Raw genomic sequence first — 18,884 nt, forward strand, 5'->3', positions numbered from 1 at the left:
GTAGGAACGGCGTTGTGGCTGCATGAAAGACCCGCTTAAAAGGCTAGAAATGGTGTCCACTTAAATTTAAGTGCACACCATGTCCTGCCTTTTCAGGGCGGGCTAGATGACTTTGCCGGACGCATACGTTTTTTGGTACCGTGGGCCACGCGCAAATAAAGCTCGATTTCCCGGCGCATCTCAGCCGCTGATGGATGCGGTCCATTGAACCAACTCACAGGGTACTTTCCCGCTGAATCGCAACAAGCTCGTCAAGGGCTGCCCGAGTACGAGCAACCAGTTCTAAATCCTCTCGCGTATGCGAGAGACGCGCTGAATCCGCCCTCCGAATGATCTGATCCATCAGTTCCACTTCTTCGTAAAGCGATTGAACCGTCGGAAGCTCCGCCATTTGCGCTGGTGACTGAGTGTTGAGCCGTTGAATCGCGAGCGACACCATTGCAGCGCACCGCTCGTGCACTTGCCGGTTATTCGCCGTGTAGGTCCGGAACCCATCGAATAACGCCGTTTCGACGGACTTACGCTGACGGAGGCTAAGCTCCGTCAGCGCATGCTGGCGTGCTACGAAACATTGGTCGTCGCGATGGGCCGCACTAGCGACAATTACAGGAGAATGCGTTGCTACAACAATCGAGCAACCTAGGCGTGTGCCAACTATTTCGAGCATCGCGGGAATGGCACGCTGCCAACTCACATGAAGGCTCAGTTCTGGCTCATCAAGGAGTATCACCGTGCCCCTGGCACCATAGGTCGTCAGTTTGAGCGCTAAAGTCAGCAACTGCTGCTCACCTGAGCTCAACTCTCCAAAAGTCGTAATTGAGTTTTGAGACTCCTGTCTCATAAGACCCAACACGTACTTGTTCGGGTCCGCGTACTGAAAAATTTGCAGGTTCTCTTCTGCGTTCTCGGTGAGCTGCTGCAGATCGGCATAACGATCTCTCTCATTAAACGAGTTCTTGAGATCGACTGGAACAAGATATCTACGCTCGCCGAAGCCGAGTTGCCTCACAACGGCGCTAAAAATGCCAAGCCTTGTGGCACTTACGTGGACCTCGCGAACCATCCGATCTATCTCCGCGGATGTGCGACCTAGAGAAATCCCAAGTTCCGACGTGCGCGCTCCGACGTAGACATATGACTGCCCCTCGCTCTTCGGGGGCTTGAAAGTAAATCTGTCGGTCAGTCCGAATGAGATACCCACGACACGACGTTCCTGCTGCACAAGGCGATCTGCCAGATCTCCAAGCAGCATGCTTTTCCCCTCGCCATTGTTGCCAATAATGTATATGCACGAGCTCCGCTCCTGCCTGCGCAATAGGATCTCCATAACGGGCTCGCAGTTAAGAAGCGGCATTGCTCCTCTTCGGTTTTGGGATTTCTTCACATAGGCAGACGCAACGAGCTTGTATCCGCTGGCTTCGAGCTCGTCGGCTTGCACCCGTCGACAGATACCTTCCAAGTCCCTGTATCCGTCTTTGAAGTAGGCTTTCAGCATTGTTTCCGCATCTTCTGAAGTGGGTCGACCGTGCCTCACGGAAGCATCGGAAGGCCAGCCTACGTGTCTACGGAGCGATGCAATTGCTGCTACAAACGCCATCAAACTATCGACGTCTCGAAGCTCACCTCTTCCAACCAATCCTTTGGTGTCCAGCATCAACACCTCGTCCCTGTTGAATGACTCCTCTGATAAAAGCCAGGCAGAAACTTCCTTGCGTGATTTATCACCACGTGCCGATGGCAAATCGATTACCGCGAGGAGTTGCCCAGTTCTAACAAGGTGCCCTCTCAATTCTTTGCGCCATCCGCTGGCTGAGCGGTCTGCACCGGGGACTACGATCAGGCACGCCCCGAGAATCGGAAGCTCCTGAAGTAGGTAATCCAAAGCGTTAAGAGAGGTTTGGTGATCAGTTCTCTTATCAGAATTCGGGCGTTGCCCCGACGTCTTTCGATGAGGTTGATCGACCAACAAAAAACGGCGGGCAACGAACGATGAAAGATATTCTTCGCGTGGTCGATCCGACACTTTGATATCGTGCAGATAGAGTCGTAGGCAAACGAACAAATTTAGTCGGGCCAGCACACCAATGCGCGCGGAAGTCGCTACATCGAGAATGGAACGCCTCAATACGGCAAATTCGCCCGTGGTCGTGAAATATTCCGAACTATCGAGAAAGGGTGCAGAAAGATGCGCTGCCAGTGCGGCTGCAGAGTCACCACTTCGGTAGGTAATCGCCGTTAGCCTACTGACGACGCGATGAAACACCTCGTCGAAGCAACTGAGCAGAAAATCTTGCCTTGAACTCCAAGGTTTCTGAAGACTATCGAGTAGATCGACGATGGTTCGAAACTCATCGCAGGATCCGATCTCAGGTGAGGTGTCCACTCGGTCGGAAATACGTAGGTCTTCGACCATCGCATCCAACGCTCTCACCCACTTGCTGCGAAAGAAATCTTTATCCCTCTGCGCCTCCAAAGAACGCAAAGTGTCCAAAGCTTCCCGCATGGGACGATTCAGCCTCAACCCAGGCAACTCCGCCGCGCAAACCAAGCCCAGCACCATCAGAGCAAATTGCTCAAACTCCCCATCTCTGAGGCTGGAAGGGGCACGCCGCGAACGCAGAGCTTCCCAAAATTTGGCCGTTAATACGGCCCGCTCATCAATCATTTTGAATCCCTTTAAAATGCTGGCGCGTTCCCGTGGGGCGGGTGTTGCTTAAACAAGGCAACGTTTACGAAGAAGTGGATTCCGCGGGGGGGATGGCTGATTTTCCCATAGCAGTGTCAATCATAAAACGCATGCCAAGTAATACCTGGGCCGACAACTCTGGATTGGCTTTCGCAGTCGCGCGCGCTCGATGTTCTCCTGACGCAAATTATCAAAGCTGAGCTATCCACTCAGGGAGCAGCTCATCTAGCCGTGAAGGATACCATCAGCCTCATGTTGTGCGGCTAAGGCCACACGGGGCGCATCCGTGCTAAGCAAGTCCCGAGGACGTTTACCTCCAAGCATTCCATTTGACGAAGCAAACCAGAATGCCAGCAACCAACCATCTTTGGTAGGAGTGAGAATTGAGAGTATCTCTTTCAATTCGGGATGAGGTCTGATGCCAAATTGCGTGGAGAATGCATAGCAGGGGAACAGACTACAGCCTTCGTGTTCGACCGAAAAAATTCGATTATCTACTTCCCACTCAACCAGGGCTGGAGCAAGAGTTTCAACGCGAGTTTTGAGATGCTGTGCAAGACGAGTAACAGGCAAGATGTCGCCGCAGCGTAAAATTTCAATCTTTGCTTGAGCAAGCATCTCATGCTCACGAGCGCGATTTCTGTCCCGGAGCTCATCTCTGTCCACTGCCACCACCTCGACTTGAGCTTTTTCCTAATCGTACTCTGCTTGCAGGTCGACGCAACGACGTGATCTCGCTATTCATCTGGTTCGACCTGGCTAGCCATTTAGCATTCGCTCTGACTCACGATGCAGCAGAATCGACCAGCACGCCGGTCTCCACAATCGGTAGAGAACGGACATAAGTGCACATTCACAGTACTAAATGAAGCTTACTCAGTCTGACATTCTCACCGGCACCAATGCGCGTAGACACATCGTTATCTAGGGCACCGCGTCTACCGATTGGCTGGGACACGCGCCTTCACAGGTCGCACGATTAATCTTTGATCTCCGGGTTGTCAGTGTGTATGAGCGACACCTCAGCGTGCAGGATGTCGTAGTGCCAGCTAGGGTTATCGTCACAAATCACTTGCGCAGGAGAATCATCGGAAAAAAAGCCGCCGAAAATGGCGGCGAAAGAGCAAGTGCGCGTATAGAGCTCATTCCACAGCGTGACGACCTGCAGCCATCTAACGGGCTACCTTTGCCACACGGGCACCGAGGTGAAGTCTCCCTGGTATTGCGCTAGTTTTTCGTTCATCGAGTGACTCCCACTGAATGAATTTTTGCAGAAAGTGTAAAGAGTTGCCAATTAAGCAACAGGGTTGGCTGCATGTCGCAACACAGAATGTAATGGCGAATTGGTTGAGTACCCGTGTTTCTCGGATCAATGGGAAACAGGTGTTTATCTGATGAAAACGAGGTTGACATAAAAACTGTCCGACACTCCAAATCACAAAAGCTAAACAAATTCGGATTAACCGTACCTTTGAAGCATTAAGTTCCAACAGCCAGCTTGAAAACTAAAGCAACCAAACCTGCAACGACCTTACTTGATTTCGTTTTGAAACAGAGCAATTGACCAAGATATTTTCCATGAGCCGCCCCCAAAAGACAATCTACCCAAGAGGGCTATTTACATTTAGTCAACTTGAATTACGCCGCTTGTCATTTGTTGCACGCTATAAACTTGCTCACACTTACAAAAGGTTCTACATGTTTGACATAGTTCAATTTCCAGTTTTCGCATTAGCGATCGTCGCACTCAACTTAACTCCAGGCCCCGACATTGCTTACATAGTCGGCCAGACTGTAGTCCACGGGCGCCGTGCCGGGATTCTGTCGGTCTTGGGAATTTCTTTAGGCGGGTGCGTGCATACGATTCTCTGCGCATTTGGATTAACAACGTTGATTACCGCGTCGCCCTGGGCCTTCACCGCCATCAAGTACGTTGGCGGGGTCTATCTGATCTATCTGGATGGAAAATTACTAATCGACAAAGCTACGAAAAGCAAAAGCGAGGTTTTTATTCCTCGCCTGACAAATAGCGCACTTGTGTTCAGGGGATTTTTAACCAACGCTTCAAATCCAAAGCTCCTCCTTTTTTTCATCACTTTCTTTCCGCAGTTCGTAAGGCCGGACAGCCCTAACAAAACGACTGCATTTATCGTACTGGGTGCAGTTTTTGTGGCACTGGGCTTTGTTCATGACTCGGGTGTTGCTTGGTTAGCAGGCAATGCGCTGAGCGCAGCGAGATTGGGCCGAGTCGGAAAATTCTGGATGAACCGGATAGTGGGCTTGATATTCATTGGACTCGGCGTGCAGTTGGTGCTTAGTTATCATTCATAAGTAGAGGAACCCGATACCCGGAGGCGGAGGCCGACGCGGGCTGACACCGCTCCCGTCTACCTGATATGGGGATAGCAAGTTAAATAAGCGAATCGACCACGCCGCGTAGTCTCCTCTCAAGTTATGGGAATAGTGAGCGATAGCCTGAACAGCGCCTATTTGACTTTAACCAAGCGGGCTCAATGCCACAACTGAAGGCTGCGGAGCTCAGAAATTGCGTGGTAAATCGAGTAGCACCTCGACTTCCGCATTATCTTCGTGCGACTGCAGCCCTCCACATTCATGCAATGGAATGTCACATCAAAATGAAGCTTTACGAAAACATCACGATAGGTAATTTTCTCTTTGCGCTGGGCTACTTAATCCGAGACAAGCAGCCTAGACGTCATCTGGCCGGCTCGATCAACCTACTGCAACAAACCCCCGCTGATGAGCTTCTAGGCGACGTCCTTCTCAAGTTCACTGGCGTAGTGCGCCTCATCGAGTTCAAGGCAGAGGGTGCTGACCTTACGAAAGAGCGCGGCAAACATGCCGCCTTGAAGGTAGCGCTGGAAGAGCTAGGGCTAGTAGGCGTATCAAAGGACATACATTGGTTTGTCGAAACGAAGGCAACCGATCACACCTTGGGACTGAGAACCCTTCCCTATCTCGACGCCTTTCCGAGACCCCGCGGCCCGAAACTGCAGCGGCTTGACGGTTTCATCGATACCCTTGCTCAAGATATCGCAGAACAACGAGTGACCTATACGGGTGATCAGATAAAACAATACATGGCTTGGGTTAGGCACATTAACGCCGGTGGAGGCGAGGTAGGAAGTGGAGGACTGTTACTGGTGGCGGAGCCTGGGGGCTTGGTCCGCTTTGCCCCATTGGAAGACATGCTCGAGTTGAACATGCACGACCGTCACTGGATTAAGGAACGCATGCTTCAAATGGAAAGGGAAACTGAATTCAGGATGAAGCGTGAACAAGAAAAAGAATTGAAGCGCCAGAAATCGCAAACAAAAGGACACAGAATTGGGTAATTCAACGCTTCATGATTTCGATCAGCAGATTCAAGCCCAACTTAACATCGTGACGAAGATTTTGGCCGCCAGTGCCAAAAATCAAGACACGGCCGAAGCCGCGATGCAGGCATTGACCGGCCTGCAGCAGAGCCTCGAAGACGACCTTAATACTCACGCAAAAGCAGTGGCCAATAAGATTGATAATTCCGCCGACGCAATCGCTACCGAGGCCGCCAAACTGCTGCAGGAAAAATTCGTGACTGCGAATCATCAAGCCGTCGCTGCTGCTGAACGTTACGAACGGGCTGGGCGCATGCTGAGCTTAAAGGTATTTGGGGCAATGGTACTGTTTTTGGGATTTATTCTAGGTGCTGCCTGGTTGATGGTGACTCAGGTCATACCGACACCTGGAGAGCTACAAGCCCGGCGCAATGAGCTTGCCTCCATGGAGTTACAAGCTAAGAATCTGGAGCGGCGTGGCGCCCTTCTTGAATGGAGCACCTGCGGCGAAGGTAAGGAAGAAGTCCTCTGCTTTCGAACCAACACGCCGGATGAACGCTGGAACTCTAAAGATAAAACTCAGACCTTTGCTGTTCCTTACAAAGGCCCTCGCAGGTTTTAGTTTTAATATCGGAACTAGGTGAAAATTTATCAAGCTGTGACCAGGTCGAGATTATGCGCCACTTGCTGTTAAAGCGGCGTAGCGCATTCATAGCGCTTGATTGACTCCAGATTAGAGTTAGTAATCTGGGCAATCAGGGATGAATTTTACCTAGCAACTCCTTTTGCACCCTGTTACGAGCCAACTGCTCCAATTTAGGTAATTCATCTGTATTACCAAAATATTTAGAACCAACGACGTCTGCATGTGCCGGATTGCTTTGATAAGCAGTGTCATAAACATTGAACGCGCGGCTATTGCATCCCTTGAAAATAATGTTCCGGACGTCGTCGACGGTGAGGGTCACCACCCCCATGAATGTCTTGCCTTTCTTCTTTGCATCAATTGCAACACACGTGGAAATGACCTGCGCCATTCCACCTTCCGCGACGGCGAGTCGCGTCACCGAAAGCCCTTGTGTAAAAGCTCGATCAAACACTTTATGAGTGACGTTGCCAGCCTTGTCCGAATGATGGGGATGGCTCGCACATGCCGCGATATTCTCCTCATTCTGAACAGGGCTAGGTGAAAATCGGCTGATCGACACATGCTCACAAGTGCAGTTATTAGTGCAACTCAAAACAGCACTGAGGTGTTTTGCTAGTTGATCCACCCGAGGAACCTTTGTAGCAAAAACGGCTAGGCAACTCGGGCACGCAGCTGGTGTAGTCATCCGTGAAAATGCTTCTTCAAGTGTAGACTTAGCTCTTTGTCCAAAAACGTCGATGAGCTCACTCCGTCGGTGAGGAACTCACTTGCTTGGGAAACAAAAAACACATAATTCCCCGCACCATCAAAATCGGCAGAGATGTAGAGATCATCCTTTGCCCATACAACGGCGACCGAACCGTCGCCCCCCATCGCCAGGCTAGGCTCTTCAATGGAAGCGAGTCGGGAGAATGTTAAGAAACTGACAACATCCTTGACCACACGAGGGGATGCCGGCAAGCCTCCACATCCGTCCCAGTTGACTTCCTCATTAGCGAACAATCGGATTCTTTCAAGCGCATAGCTGTAGTCAGGCAGATCAGCCTGCTCTGGTACAGAAGATGTAATTTGCGCATCGCCGTTTGCATTGATATAAGCCAGCAGGCTTTGAATCTCGACAGCATCAGGTGTTTGCTGAGTAATAAAAAGGCTAAACGCACGCGGAGTAGCCACATGCACCTTAGGTAAAAAATGACTCAGCAATGCGCTTTTCAACCCTGCAACGATAAAAAAATCATCAGGGGCTGAATTATAAAAGTGTCCTAGCTGCGAATGCTTGTAAACTTCTTGTTGCCTTTCGAGTAGTTTCCGCCCCGCAGCAACGATGGTATCCATATAGATATTTTGAGAATCTTCACCGGGCCACTTAGGTGCTTGCGACGAAAAGCCGTTATCGCGCCTAAATCCATCCAGAGGTCTTATGAGAGTTGATTGTGCAGTAGTCATACTAATGCCCTTTTATCAGCAAACAACCCCAGCGCGTCACTGATATCATCAGTCAATACCGACGCCAATAAGTCTTTATTAATAGCGTGAAGGTGCTCAAATTTGTCAAACAGCTTTGTGACAGGCAAAGAATCAGAAGCGCGAGTATTAAATTCAAAGCGGTGCAAAGTTCTAATATACAAACTCTCTTCATCATCCTCGAGGGTTTTAGAAACGCTTAGATTGACCAAAAGCTGCCTCATATCTTGATCATCATGCGTCTCAAAATAACCCTCATCGACATGCCAAAGGCCTTGCGCACCGAAGACCCTGCGCGGCAAAGAATCGCATCGATCACTCAACAAGTCACTTAATTGCCCACTAAACTTAGCTAGACCAAAAATGTTCGCGACTTTAATCTCAATCGCCGTAAGAGAAATATCACGCACGATTTCCTCTAGAAAGACACTGCATAGTTTCAATGCAAGCGCACGGGTTACTTCCCATCCGTCGTAACGGGCGTAAACAGTAAAAAACATACCTTCATTATTAATAATAATTTCGGTGTGCTTCAAATCAACGGGACCGTCTTTGTCCTTGTTATCATCGAACATCACTGCAAACAGTTCGGCATCTTCGGAGCCACTCTGCTCATCGTCAGAACCGGGCCCATGAGGTCGAATATCCGAAGTGCTGATTTCAAGCTTTCGCGGGAGCTCGTCTACTAGCTGGTTGCCCAAAGCAGAGAGCCTGGCCATTGACCGGCCATCCAGCGGCGTCGCCCACTCAAAACCGAGGCTCAAACGCTCCACAGCATGGATTAATCCATGAGGGAGTTCGCGCACTACGGTATTAGATTTTTTCAGGGACATTGGCGTCTTTGATCCATGGTCTTGTGAATCCGTTCACTTCGCCCCTACGGACACTGTTGGGGCATTTGTCATGACCAGCACAAGAGCTGGGCCTCAACCTACGACGCTTGGCAGCTTCAATGGTTCGCTTCCTGCACCGCAGTATAGACAGATCCTTGAGCTCTTCTTGGTCGTCACTACCTAAAGACGTTTCATTCTTTTAGGCGCTTGAGGCTCGCTCCGCAATTTAAATTCAGCACTAGAATAATGGCAAAATGCCATACATCCAAATAAATTGCCGCTAGCGTACGATTTCATCTGAGACCTGTAAATAGCGGATAGCATGTCCCCCTTATCTCACGCTTGGCTAAAAGGCGCACAGGTTTCTCTCATCGCGGGTACTGCAACTGTAGCTAAGCGTTACGAGATCGAAGTGCCTCTTCCATCCCATCAAGGATGCTCCTAATCAACTGCTCGCATTCGGGCCATTCGCCAACCAACCGCTCGACCCGGAGTGACAAGCTCGCGACCGGCTCAACCGACAGATCAACGTCCACCGTAACGCTTAAAAATTTGCATATTTTTTGCACATTCTTACTCAGGCGAGCCGTATCCCCCCTCTCAATCCGGGAAATTTGTGTGTAGTGCACGCCAATTTGCTCACCCACTTGCTTGAGGGTAAATCCACGGTCTTTGCGAGCCTTCATTATCCGACGGCCGAGCAGGTTTAGGTTCATTTGAGAGTTGAATCGAGTGCTCATAATGTGCAAAATATTTGCACATTATTTTACGAAAGGCGAGTACGTATGGCGGTCTATGTCGATGCAGAAGGAATCCGCTGGCGTGGACGCGAATGGTCCCACTTGGTGGCTGATTCGCTGGATGAACTCCATACATTCGCTGCTCAGCTGGGGTTGCAACGTCGCTGGTTCCAATCCAAGAGCCTATACCCGCATTACGATGTAACGGCATCGGTCAGAGCGCGCGCGCTTTCAATGGGTGCTTTGGGTGCGGATAGGGAGACAATTGTCGGTTGCGCAAAAAGGATGCGATCCGAGATGATTCAGATATACCAAAATGCCATTAATGGCGCTGAGTCATCCAAGAAAGGGATTTTGCATGTCCAAGCCCACTCCCCAAGCTATGGCGCTATCAGTTCCTGAATACAGCCTGAAAGCAGGTGGAACCAACCGATTTCAGACCACCCCTGAAGGCTTTCAAAGTCTTAAATTCGGGTATTTCGGTGAAATCGGGGGATTGCTGTCAGCCTTCAAAAAAGTTGGACGCGACCAACTTGCCGCTACAGTCAGTGAACTAGCGGCAGAAGAACTGGGTGACGCCCTGTGGTACCTGATCAATCTCGCAGCGTCTGCCGGGGTTGAACACAATCATATTGGGGAGCGCTGCATTGCTGCGTTACGTACGCGCTTCGACGAGAGCGAGCAGGACCCCGTGATCCCGGTGACGTTCCGGCACATCGACAGCTTGATTGAGGTGAGAAGAACCCCAGGATCTATCAATCGATCGGCTCAGTTGGGGATCTTGGCTAACGCCGCTGGGATTATCGCGGTCACCAGCCAAGCTCAATACATGGCCCTCTCGCACCAAGCCCGATGCGATCATTTTGGCACTCAGCTTGCTGAACTGGCCCTGACATGCGCCAGTTTCGATCTACGATTTGAGGATGTAGCGCGGTCCAACTTGGAAAAGATCCACAGCCGATGGCCCGGAGAGAATGCGCGTTACCCCGAAGCATTTGATGAACACTCCCCTGAGCACGAGCAATTTCCCCGCCAGATAGCAATGGACTTTATCGAGCGAGGCACGCCCAAGGATGGATATGTCGTTCAAAGCCTGCGAGGCGTTTATATCGGTGATCGCCTGACAGACAACAGCAACGAACCTGATGACTATCGCTTCCATGACGTTTTCCATCTGGCTTACGTCGCGTTTCTCGGCTGGTCACCCGTGCTTCGGGCCTTGTTCAAGCGCAAAAGAAAATCCGATGCGAAAAAGGATGAAAATGAGGATGGCGCCCGCGCCATGATCATCGAAGAAGGCATTGCCACCTGGATCTTCAATCACGCCAAGGGGCAACAGTTCTACGTAGATGCCAGGGTCGGAAGCCTGGACTATGGCGTACTCAAGCAGATCCAAAGCATGGTTGCAGGTTATGAAGTGGACAAATGTGAGCTGTGGCAGTGGGAAAAGGCGATACTGACCGGATTTGATATCTTCCGTAAGCTGCAAGAGCACCGCGGCGGCACCGTGACCGTCGATATGGTGCAGCACACCATGAGTTTTGAACCCTTCACGAAGAAATGAGCAGCAATGAACCCAACAGCCTTTGTGAATGCACTGTCTGCCTTAAGGCTCGATAACGTGTTCAATCCCTACGCCGACACGTGCCCGATTCATGACCGGACCGATGCTGTGGCTTCACGTCGCCGTAATCTTCGAGGCTACCTGAAGGCAGCGACCGAAATTGGTGTCGACACGATTTGGATGGGGCGAGATCTGGGCTATCGGGGGGGCCGGCGAACCGGCCTGGCACTGACCGATGAATTTCATTTGCCAGAGATGACACAAAGATACCCAGGCTCCAATTTCAAGCAAGCAACGATCGGGCCTGCGCTTGCCGAACGCACCGCCTCTGAAATTTGGTCAGTGTTGCGATCCGTGGACCTGCCACCGCTGCTATGGAACGTTTTCCCGTTTCATCCCCACGAGCCTGGCAATCCATTCACCAATCGCAAATTCACCGCTCGCGAACTGCAACAAGTCGACGAACTCAATAGGATGCTGATCAAGTGGCTGAAGGTGCGCAGAGTCGTAGCGATTGGGCAGGACGCGTTCAATTATGCGAGCCGATTCGATGTAGAAGTGATTGCCATCCGCCATCCGAGCTACGGTGGAATCAAGGACTTTCGTGACGGGATGAGCACGCTCTACAACATCCCTCTCGAATCGCTGAACGCAAAAAGACAAGCTTCGTTGTTCTGACTACCCAGGAAAATCCTCAAGCATTTTCTTGGTTTGCTGAGGCCCGCCCAAACTCCCCATATCAAGATAAGCGTGCGTGGCGACGCAGGTAAGCACCCCGCACTCAAACTCTGTTTCCGCACCAACAAACCTATGCAGGTTGCTCAGGCCAATCAGATTGCCCAATGCTCGCTGCCCGTACCAATGCGAACGATACACTGCAGTGAGGTCGAGCTTTCCTGCCGTCACTTTGAAACTCAAGTGACTGAGGCACGGCATATTCAGTGCTTTGTTACGATCGACCCCCGGATCGTACAGAGGCAACTCACAACCGAATCCATCGGTGTTGTCGGCGATATCGTACTCTGGATCGATTACCCCCAATTCATAAGCCGCCTGATAGCAGCGGCCGACCTTGGAAGCCTGCAGCTTGCGAATGATCACCTCGAGTGGATTGAACACGGTCTTGCCGTCACGGGCGACCCTGCGCATCATCCGCAATGCGTACGTGCCCCAGGTGCCATGCTTTTTTGCCCTTGCCATTACATCCAAATATCGGGCATAAAACTCAGGTCGACCGTCACGCTTATAGAGCCCATTTGGAAAAATGGTTCCGGCAACGGTATCCACGCTCAAACCCGGCGTGCTCTGGCGTAGAGCTGTATCTACTGCCTTGATGATCTTCAGATCCTCAGCTGTGATTTCACTTGCAGCCGCCATCTCGAGAATCAGATTGCGATCCGTGTACTCCGGGCATGCCACCAAATGACGCGCTGCAGCCAACCAGGCCGAAACCGCCCGCTCTTCCTTAATCAGTACTGCCATGTACCACTCCAAAGGCGCATGCCGCATGCGCTGCAATATAGGTAGAAGACACCCAAGCATGGCCATCCAGGCCCCAGGCTGCCCCCCAACTGTTTCTGATCAAAAACCAAGGCTCGCCATCACTGTCGTAACCCAGCCCGACCGCCACGACAGCGTGAACCATCGTGCCCGGGAGAACTGCTTCACTAAACGAAATTACCCCGTCCTGGGGCTGGTAGAACTCAAGTGTCAGTCGCAGCGCCAGACCGACTGCTTTCTGCGCCTGCATGTTTGAAATCAACCAGCCAATATCGGCCTCAGTAAACTGAACAGGATGCCCATACAGATCCAGATGGTTCGGGAGCGCCTCGAGAGGCACTTCGGGCTCATGATCCAGATAGGGAAACAACCGTTCGACTGGATGACCCAGAGCGGAAGCTGTTACGGCAGCCGAAATTTGCAGGCCGTCGCCTGGCTCCCAGTTCGGGATAAGGGCGATTGTTGCGCGATAGAAAAATTCAGGGCCCAGCTCTTCATCCGCAAAGCGACGATTCAGGTCCGCTATAGCAAATGCCAAGCAGGTGGGTCGATTGCCTTGGTTTTTTGCCTCAACAGGATTTGCGTCGACCAAGACTTCAGGCGTAATCACGGTAGCAACGCCTCCTTAATGAGGGCTGTTTTTGCCTCGCGGGACAGGCCATCAGCGATTGGCTCAAAATGAGCTTTTGAACTGAAGCTGGCATCCCCCTCCTGCTTGCCGATCCAAGGACGCTGTTCGGTAAACACAAGAGGGTACGGTGCATCAAACCCTACATCTTCTCCTGACACTACATAGTCCATGGTCGCATCGGCGCCAAACGACAAACTGTCTTTATCAATTTTCGACGCCGGCAAGGGCGCGATCGCAAAACCGTGCGCCGCCACCTGATCAACCGAATCTGCCAGCCACAGATAACCCGCCGAAGCATGGCTCTTCAAACGAACGACAATATGATCTTCAGGACGCGGCTCAAGAATCGAAGATTGATCAGCATCATCAAGCAACCAGACCTCCTTGGTTGCATCGGGCAATGGACCCTGCATCAATGCTCGTTTGATCGAGGCAGGAGTCGTCTTGAGCAACTGCTGCACCATGTCGTAGTCGAACAGCTTGTGCCTCATCAAAGACCACGCGGCGGCGGCGTAGCTCACCCCAAGCCTCAGAGACAACTGATACAGGATTAGTGGGTTCTGAAGGGATTGGCGGTTCCACCCCTTACGCTTGCAGATGATCGTGAGGAGTGGACGAGGGACCAGCAAATGGTAGCCGAAGGATTCTGCTTCCTGCTCTTGAATCGCACCCTTCGAACCGTAATCAATGGTTTCGTCGAAGGCGGTGTCGTGGCCCATAAAATAATGGCCCAGCTCGTGCGCACAGGTCATATGGATCAAGCCTGCAGAGCGCGCGGCATTGACCAAAATCCCCGATTCATCGCCCCGTATGAAAGCGCCATATAACCTGTCCAGGGGCTGAAGCATTACCGAAATACCTTCGGATGCAGCGATCTTGAAAGGATCAATCCGGGTATAACCGTCCTGCTCAATACGCTCCATTGCACGCGTTGCTTCAAAGACATCAGAAGCCAGCTTGGCGGTGGTTAGCGCAATGTCACGATGCCCCATTTCCAACTCCTACTTTTTTCGCGCCGACTGCTTCAAAAACTGAGCGAAACGGGCCACCTCTTCCAGATCCTTCTCCGAGAGCCCATCGACCGCTCGCGCAAGAAATCCGAGTTGCTGAGGGCCATCTGACAGGGGCTCGACGCCGGTGGATAGATAGTCGAGCGTTCTGTGATAGAGCTTTGCCAGTTTACTGAGCTCGATGGCTTCCACCTTTCGCGCTCCCAGCTCAATATTGGTGATAGAAGGGCGTGAAAGGCCTAAAACAGCGGCAACGTCGTCCTGAGAAAGCCCAACGTACTCTCTCGCCTGGCGAAGGCGCTCCCCCATTTGATTGCGTTCGTCTTGCAGGACAATGCTCATTTTGGGTTGCCCTTGAGATGCTTCAGCACCCCTTTGGTGATTTCGGTCACGAACTGAGTTTTCGACTCGTAGCCACCATGGCGAATGATCAATTCCACGGGTAGTTTTTTCTTCACCAGCTTGTCCAAATGGACAAACGCATCGCAGGCCGCAATAGAATCCAAAGGCGCGCCGAGGTCATCAGTCGACAGTGGATCGTCGAGAATTTCCAAGGCGCGCTTGTCCCAAAACGCTCCCAGTACTTTCTCGATCTCAACCTTGAGGTCCATGTGTGCATCCTCGTAAGAAAATCAAACCATTGATGTATGAAAAACATACGCCAAAGATTGAACAACCACAAGAAAGACCTATTGCCCATCCCGGCCATACCGATCTTTAGGATCGGATCCTATCACCCGCCGCATCACGAATGTCAATTGGCCACTACCCGTCTTGCCAATGATATGGCAGACGCACTAGCAGCCATCCGCCGTAGTGCTTACGAAGACTTTCGCCAGTAACATTGATTTCTGAAGTCGCCAACAGCGCGATTGCCCTGTGAGCTGACTACTTTCATAGAAGTCAATCCGCGCCGATAGGCTAAAGGTGATTCCCTGGTACTCCTTTGCAGTGAAGACTGGAAACGCGCACCAGCACCAAAATACCCAGCGAAGGCAAAGCTCATTCAGCACAACCGAGATCTGCTCATGAAAGGCAAACGCAAACTCAAGACAGAAAAGTGGCTGCTGAAAAAACGTATAGAGGTAGAAGCTCAAAACCTATGGGAGAAAAGATCCCCAAAGGCTTCGCAAAGGTTTCTGGATGCAGCCATGACCTCAGGATCCAATCAGGAACCGGCGGGACGGCTCGCTGGCCTATAAGCCTTAGGCCACCACCTTTCAGCCTCTAGGCCTCTGAGCGTTCCCCTGTAATGGTCATCGAGTATGCAGCAATGGCAACATTCCAACAGCCACTCACTCCAGAGGAGCGGCTCAAAACACGTATCGAGTTGAAAGACATTCTGACTGATCGAATAGAGACGCTGGACGTTCCGGAAATCTACTACAGCGATCTGGCCAATTTACTGTCAATTCCGCTGACTGCAGATGATCGCAGGCTGTTCGATCTTCTGGATGAACTGTCTGAAAAAGAACACAGCCAAGGACGTGGGTTTCTGTCGGTGATCGTCATCGGAAAGCTCACAAAGCGTCCGGGTGTTGGTTTTTTCGAAATGGCTGAAAGGTGCGGTGAGAACACCAGCAATCGCGAAGCATTTTACCAAGCTGCCCGACAAGATGTGCTCGATTGCTGGAAGGCGTGAGCGACTCATTGGAGGGCTTGAAGAGATTCACTCAGCCTTACGTCTCTGCGCAATGGCGAGGCCGTTGAAGCTGTAATGGCAGTTTGCCAGAGAAAATAAGATGCGATAAGATCGGCGCAGGTGACGGCTCAAACCCCAATGGAATCGATCGATTCCGAGCCAGATGATCATTGCTAGATGCTAGCGGTGCGTCTGTGCATGTTCGATCAAATCCATTATTGAGGTTTAGCCAATGAAATCTGCAAACAAAACACCCCGCAGCTTTGACTCCAACGCTGCCAAGCAAACGGAGCAGAATCTTCGCGCCCTGCTCAAAGCGCCCTCCTCGCAATTCGCTTTCCTTGCTTCGTTTGAACAGCAACTGCGCCAAGCTGAGCTCGCCGAAAAACAAGCTAACGGCTACGAAGGACCTGCCATCTGGGCGACCAAATCAATCGTTGCCGCCACCATCGGTGCCGAACGCTTCACTGATCTGCCAAAGCTGCTGCTTAAGGTCGATGAGGACATTCCGCTCTCCACCGTGAACAAGCGCAGAAAGCAGCAAGCCGCCAACCTGTGTGCGTACATCATAGAACAGGCCACCCTGCTCGAACTGACCCCACCGGAGAAACTGTTGCTACTGTGCGACAGCTTCATCGAAGTCTGGCAGCCCATGATGTATGCGCCGGATGCCTATCCGGAAACCTTGCTGCGCGTAGCCCGCGCTAAAGCTTCGGGCGAACTCCCTGCCTTGTTTACCAAGGTGGCTGCGAAACTCGACGCCGCCAGTTCGGATGAGAGCCTGCCGCTGCATAACAAAACCGTGTACGAAGCGCTGTCGCTTCTGAAAATCGCAGATGAAGAATCGCTCACTACGGCACACTGGGGCTCGCGCAGCTGGCTGGCAATGCGCGAAGATTTAGGTATAGCTGCTGTTCGCATGGCGAATACTCGGGAAAGCACCAAGACCATTCGCGCGGCGCTAATCCTGGAGCATCTCTGGGAGCAGGGAATTGTCTATGCTGGCGTACAGCTGGCTCGCATGTATTTCCATGTGGTCTCACCCAACCGCGTGGACAAGACCTATGCCGCCGAAGTTATTGACGCGGCCTACTCCGAATACAAATCGGAGCCTATTCCCTCATCCATTTTCACGATGAAAGACTCTGAAGCAGAGCTTTTCCAGACCTATAACACCATCAAAACCGATGCGGTCCAACACGCCCAGGACCCAGATGACGTGTTGAAGTTTTCGAAGCAGATGATCGAGGCTGCATTGACTGCTGCCGGCCACCGCTTTGAAGGCTTCGCCGCATTCGTCTTGTCGATTCTGACACCCGATTTCGCACCTATGCAGAACGCCGAAAACGAAGTGTTTTTCAAGCTGCGCGAGAAAATCTCGACGTTTCCTATGGCCGAAGCGTACTGCCAGCAAATGGCGCAGAGCAGTGATATCGCCGCTCTGAAACAACGCTTCTAACCCATACCAGGATTGGTTCGCCTCAGGTTCAGCGTCGATCTGAAACCACCCATCGCAAATGGGTCATCACGATCTTTCGCCGAGGCGAGGCGGCCGCTCATTGATTTTCTGCGAGCTACAGCGAGAAACGAACATGAAAAAATACATTTGCCCGGTCTGTCATGGCCGGGGCGGTCCGGTCGAAATCACATGCCCTGATTGTTGCGGTACCGGGCATGATCCGCGAGAGGATAACCCATACGGCCAGTGCCATAGATGCTATGGAGAAGGCACGGTTGATGAAGATGATTGCCCCCGGTGCGGCGGTTTGGGTGAGATCACCGAGGACGATTTTGACGATGACTTCGACGATGATAACGATGACGATGAATCGTAAATCCGGTAGCGCACGCTAGAAGCCGAGAGCGAACCTCAAGTGCATCATGCGTTGATATGACCGACGCGTGATGCACATCCGCTTGGATCACCCAAACCACGATCAACCCGAAAAGTCTTTACTAGCTGGACAGCAGCTGAGGATCAAGCGTCTCAACTCACGAGGACTGCACGTGCAAGATAACTTCGCAGCCAAGGGTTTTTTATCACCTGAGATTGACTCCTTCAGGGACTCAGTTCACCGAGACTACGCCTCAGACTTCGAAGAGACGGCTGCGCTTTCGGATCAGGCGCATAGGCTCGTGATGGCTCTGCCAGTGAATGAGCAAATGGTTACCACGCTCGCCGCGGCGGTATTTTTTGAGCGCTCCATACGGGCCTGTCAGGCTTCCTTCCTTCTGTGCGAAAGAGGTCTCAACCAGGAAGCTCAAGTTCTGGTACGCACAGCAACTGAAAATTTGTTCGCCGGCGCAGCGCTCTTGGTGGACCCGAATGTGTTCCAGCAGTTGTTGCTCAGCAACGATCACGAAGAGTCGGTCCAGGCGCGCGGGCTCCTGAAAACGCTCGCCGACTCACTGACCGCCGACCAATCTGCCATTCTGCAATCGGTCATTGATCGTGCTCATCCAAAGGCCGCGAAATACCCGATTTACAATGCCGCTAAAACGGCCAAGCTATCAAAACTATACGAAACGTTCTACCGGGGCCTGTCGGCTAAGGCGAGCCATGCCACCTTTAGGTCTCTCGACAATTCATTCGTCAGAAAAGGGGAGCAGTTAATGCTGACCTCTGGGCCCACTGATAATGAATTGACCTTCACATTGGGGACCATCCGAACCTGCCTTAAAGAGACGATTCGCCAGATGTACATTTTGATCGATTGCATAAGAAATTCGCTTAACCCTTAGGGTCCCTCCGCGTTGAAGTGTGGGCACAAGCATCATTTGAAGCCAAAGATATCTGGCGTGGCGGAGATTCGAAGTGAGCAGGCGA

Annotated in this window: 21 protein-coding genes; 10 read left to right on the top strand and 11 right to left on the bottom strand. The window is 51.7% G+C overall.

From position 1 onward, the window contains the following. Window positions 1-214 precede the first annotated feature (214 nt). Together CKW21_RS12920 and CKW21_RS12925 are read right to left on the bottom strand one after the other, a co-directional pair. Window positions 215-2,665: an AAA family ATPase gene (locus tag CKW21_RS12920; protein ID WP_095194364.1), complete on the bottom strand. Its 2,451-nt coding sequence runs from the start codon at window positions 2,663-2,665 to the stop codon at window positions 215-217. 246 nt (window positions 2,666-2,911) lie between these two features. Next, entirely contained in the window at window positions 2,912-3,304 is a 393-nt protein-coding gene (locus CKW21_RS12925) for a hypothetical protein (protein WP_095194365.1), read from the bottom strand. 960 nt (window positions 3,305-4,264) lie between these two features. Between CKW21_RS12925 and CKW21_RS12930 the strand changes: the two genes are divergently transcribed. The 3 genes from CKW21_RS12930 to CKW21_RS12940 all read left to right on the top strand — a co-directional run bounded on the left by CKW21_RS12930 (window position 4,265) and on the right by CKW21_RS12940 (window position 6,646). Then, window positions 4,265-5,017 (top strand): LysE family translocator, encoded by a 753-nt coding sequence (locus CKW21_RS12930; RefSeq protein WP_256590217.1) that lies wholly within the window; start codon window positions 4,265-4,267, stop codon window positions 5,015-5,017. A gap of 305 nt (window positions 5,018-5,322) precedes the next feature. Beyond that, window positions 5,323-6,042: a hypothetical protein gene (locus tag CKW21_RS12935; protein WP_095194366.1), complete on the top strand. Its 720-nt coding sequence runs from the start codon at window positions 5,323-5,325 to the stop codon at window positions 6,040-6,042. Further along, complete coding sequence (locus CKW21_RS12940) at window positions 6,035-6,646, top strand: hypothetical protein (RefSeq protein ID WP_095194367.1); 612 nt, start codon at window positions 6,035-6,037, stop codon at window positions 6,644-6,646. The genes CKW21_RS12935 and CKW21_RS12940 overlap by 8 nt, the downstream gene beginning before the upstream one ends. A gap of 133 nt (window positions 6,647-6,779) precedes the next feature. Here CKW21_RS12940 and CKW21_RS30790 read toward each other — a convergent pair whose 3' ends face one another. From CKW21_RS30790 to CKW21_RS32320, 4 genes are all read right to left on the bottom strand, one after another. Next, complete coding sequence (locus tag CKW21_RS30790; RefSeq protein WP_141232959.1) at window positions 6,780-7,298, bottom strand: hypothetical protein; 519 nt, start codon at window positions 7,296-7,298, stop codon at window positions 6,780-6,782. A gap of 56 nt (window positions 7,299-7,354) precedes the next feature. After that, window positions 7,355-8,119 carry a hypothetical protein gene (locus CKW21_RS12950; RefSeq protein WP_141232960.1) on the bottom strand — a complete coding sequence of 255 codons (765 nt, stop codon included), beginning with the start codon at window positions 8,117-8,119 and terminating at the stop codon, window positions 7,355-7,357. After that, the gene (locus tag CKW21_RS12955) at window positions 8,116-8,970 is read right to left on the bottom strand and encodes a hypothetical protein (RefSeq protein ID WP_095194370.1); all 855 of its coding nucleotides are present in this window, start codon (window positions 8,968-8,970) and stop codon (window positions 8,116-8,118) included. The genes CKW21_RS12950 and CKW21_RS12955 overlap by 4 nt, the downstream gene beginning before the upstream one ends. A gap of 392 nt (window positions 8,971-9,362) precedes the next feature. Further along, a complete protein-coding gene (locus CKW21_RS32320) occupies window positions 9,363-9,710 on the bottom strand; it encodes a helix-turn-helix transcriptional regulator (protein WP_095194371.1) in 348 nt (115 codons plus the stop codon). Between the two features lie 45 nt (window positions 9,711-9,755). On the opposite strand from CKW21_RS32320, the gene CKW21_RS12965 reads away from it, so the two are divergent. Genes CKW21_RS12965 through CKW21_RS12975 form a run of 3 tightly spaced genes read left to right on the top strand, consistent with a single transcriptional unit; the run spans window position 9,756 to window position 11,952 of the window. After that, a complete protein-coding gene (locus tag CKW21_RS12965; RefSeq protein WP_095194372.1) occupies window positions 9,756-10,112 on the top strand; it encodes a DUF4031 domain-containing protein in 357 nt (118 codons plus the stop codon). Next, window positions 10,069-11,274, top strand: a complete 1,206-nt coding sequence (locus CKW21_RS12970) for a nucleoside triphosphate pyrophosphohydrolase family protein (protein WP_095194373.1) — start codon at window positions 10,069-10,071, stop codon at window positions 11,272-11,274. Before CKW21_RS12965 ends, CKW21_RS12970 begins: the two co-directional genes overlap by 44 nt. A 6-nt stretch (window positions 11,275-11,280) precedes the next feature. After that, window positions 11,281-11,952 carry a uracil-DNA glycosylase gene (locus CKW21_RS12975; RefSeq protein WP_095194374.1) on the top strand — a complete coding sequence of 224 codons (672 nt, stop codon included), beginning with the start codon at window positions 11,281-11,283 and terminating at the stop codon, window positions 11,950-11,952. Here the strand turns inward: CKW21_RS12975 and CKW21_RS12980 are convergent, their stop codons facing one another. From CKW21_RS12980 to CKW21_RS13000, 5 genes are read right to left on the bottom strand one after another with little or no spacing between them, the layout of a single operon-like run. Continuing rightward, complete coding sequence (locus tag CKW21_RS12980) at window positions 11,953-12,756, bottom strand: hypothetical protein (protein ID WP_095194375.1); 804 nt, start codon at window positions 12,754-12,756, stop codon at window positions 11,953-11,955. Continuing rightward, window positions 12,740-13,384 carry a C1 family peptidase gene (locus CKW21_RS12985; RefSeq protein ID WP_095194376.1) on the bottom strand — a complete coding sequence of 215 codons (645 nt, stop codon included), beginning with the start codon at window positions 13,382-13,384 and terminating at the stop codon, window positions 12,740-12,742. Before CKW21_RS12985 ends, CKW21_RS12980 begins: the two co-directional genes overlap by 17 nt. Beyond that, window positions 13,381-14,397: an ImmA/IrrE family metallo-endopeptidase gene (locus tag CKW21_RS12990; protein ID WP_095194377.1), complete on the bottom strand. Its 1,017-nt coding sequence runs from the start codon at window positions 14,395-14,397 to the stop codon at window positions 13,381-13,383. The genes CKW21_RS12985 and CKW21_RS12990 overlap by 4 nt, the downstream gene beginning before the upstream one ends. Before the next feature lie 9 nt (window positions 14,398-14,406). Then, window positions 14,407-14,757: a helix-turn-helix domain-containing protein gene (locus tag CKW21_RS12995; RefSeq protein ID WP_095194378.1), complete on the bottom strand. Its 351-nt coding sequence runs from the start codon at window positions 14,755-14,757 to the stop codon at window positions 14,407-14,409. Then, on the bottom strand, window positions 14,754-15,026 hold the full coding sequence (locus CKW21_RS13000) for a hypothetical protein (RefSeq protein WP_095194379.1): 273 nt from the start codon (window positions 15,024-15,026) through the stop codon (window positions 14,754-14,756). Before CKW21_RS13000 ends, CKW21_RS12995 begins: the two co-directional genes overlap by 4 nt. Window positions 15,027-15,688: 662 nt before the next feature. Between CKW21_RS13000 and CKW21_RS13005 the strand changes: the two genes are divergently transcribed. The 4 genes from CKW21_RS13005 (at window position 15,689) to CKW21_RS13020 (ending at window position 18,799) form a co-directional block, all read left to right on the top strand. Beyond that, window positions 15,689-16,057: a hypothetical protein gene (locus CKW21_RS13005; protein ID WP_095194380.1), complete on the top strand. Its 369-nt coding sequence runs from the start codon at window positions 15,689-15,691 to the stop codon at window positions 16,055-16,057. Between the two features lie 232 nt (window positions 16,058-16,289). Further along, the gene (locus CKW21_RS13010) at window positions 16,290-17,516 is read left to right on the top strand and encodes a hypothetical protein (protein ID WP_095194381.1); all 1,227 of its coding nucleotides are present in this window, start codon (window positions 16,290-16,292) and stop codon (window positions 17,514-17,516) included. Between the two features lie 133 nt (window positions 17,517-17,649). Then, window positions 17,650-17,892, top strand: coding sequence for a molecular chaperone DnaJ (locus CKW21_RS13015; protein ID WP_095194382.1), 243 nt, complete (start codon window positions 17,650-17,652; stop codon window positions 17,890-17,892). A gap of 172 nt (window positions 17,893-18,064) precedes the next feature. Further along, window positions 18,065-18,799 carry a DUF5677 domain-containing protein gene (locus CKW21_RS13020; protein ID WP_141232961.1) on the top strand — a complete coding sequence of 245 codons (735 nt, stop codon included), beginning with the start codon at window positions 18,065-18,067 and terminating at the stop codon, window positions 18,797-18,799. Window positions 18,800-18,884 lie beyond the last annotated feature (85 nt).

Origin of the sequence: Pseudomonas sp. Irchel 3A7 (genome assembly GCF_900187565.1) — a bacterium.
GTDB lineage: Bacteria > Pseudomonadota > Gammaproteobacteria > Pseudomonadales > Pseudomonadaceae > Aquipseudomonas.

Excerpts from the sequence above, each read along its gene's own strand:
- CKW21_RS12955 (WP_095194370.1), bottom strand. The coding sequence starts at position 8,970 with ATGTCCCTGAAAAAATCTAATACCGTAGTGCGCGAACTCCCTCATGGA.
- CKW21_RS32320 (WP_095194371.1), bottom strand. The coding sequence starts at position 9,710 with ATGAGCACTCGATTCAACTCTCAAATGAACCTAAACCTGCTCGGCCGT.
- CKW21_RS12970 (WP_095194373.1), top strand. The coding sequence starts at position 10,069 with ATGTCCAAGCCCACTCCCCAAGCTATGGCGCTATCAGTTCCTGAATAC.
- CKW21_RS13005 (WP_095194380.1), top strand. The coding sequence starts at position 15,689 with ATGGCAACATTCCAACAGCCACTCACTCCAGAGGAGCGGCTCAAAACA.
- CKW21_RS12925 (WP_095194365.1), bottom strand. The coding sequence starts at position 3,304 with ATGCTTGCTCAAGCAAAGATTGAAATTTTACGCTGCGGCGACATCTTG.
- CKW21_RS12950 (WP_141232960.1), bottom strand. The coding sequence starts at position 8,119 with ATGACTACTGCACAATCAACTCTCATAAGACCTCTGGATGGATTTAGG.
- CKW21_RS12930 (WP_256590217.1), top strand. The coding sequence starts at position 4,265 with ATGAGCCGCCCCCAAAAGACAATCTACCCAAGAGGGCTATTTACATTT.
- CKW21_RS12980 (WP_095194375.1), bottom strand. The coding sequence starts at position 12,756 with ATGGCAGTACTGATTAAGGAAGAGCGGGCGGTTTCGGCCTGGTTGGCT.
- CKW21_RS13000 (WP_095194379.1), bottom strand. The coding sequence starts at position 15,026 with ATGGACCTCAAGGTTGAGATCGAGAAAGTACTGGGAGCGTTTTGGGAC.
- CKW21_RS12965 (WP_095194372.1), top strand. The coding sequence starts at position 9,756 with ATGGCGGTCTATGTCGATGCAGAAGGAATCCGCTGGCGTGGACGCGAA.
- CKW21_RS12920 (WP_095194364.1), bottom strand. The coding sequence starts at position 2,665 with ATGATTGATGAGCGGGCCGTATTAACGGCCAAATTTTGGGAAGCTCTG.
- CKW21_RS12995 (WP_095194378.1), bottom strand. The coding sequence starts at position 14,757 with ATGAGCATTGTCCTGCAAGACGAACGCAATCAAATGGGGGAGCGCCTT.
- CKW21_RS12990 (WP_095194377.1), bottom strand. The coding sequence starts at position 14,397 with ATGGGGCATCGTGACATTGCGCTAACCACCGCCAAGCTGGCTTCTGAT.
- CKW21_RS13015 (WP_095194382.1), top strand. The coding sequence starts at position 17,650 with ATGAAAAAATACATTTGCCCGGTCTGTCATGGCCGGGGCGGTCCGGTC.
- CKW21_RS13010 (WP_095194381.1), top strand. The coding sequence starts at position 16,290 with ATGAAATCTGCAAACAAAACACCCCGCAGCTTTGACTCCAACGCTGCC.
- CKW21_RS12975 (WP_095194374.1), top strand. The coding sequence starts at position 11,281 with ATGAACCCAACAGCCTTTGTGAATGCACTGTCTGCCTTAAGGCTCGAT.
- CKW21_RS12935 (WP_095194366.1), top strand. The coding sequence starts at position 5,323 with ATGAAGCTTTACGAAAACATCACGATAGGTAATTTTCTCTTTGCGCTG.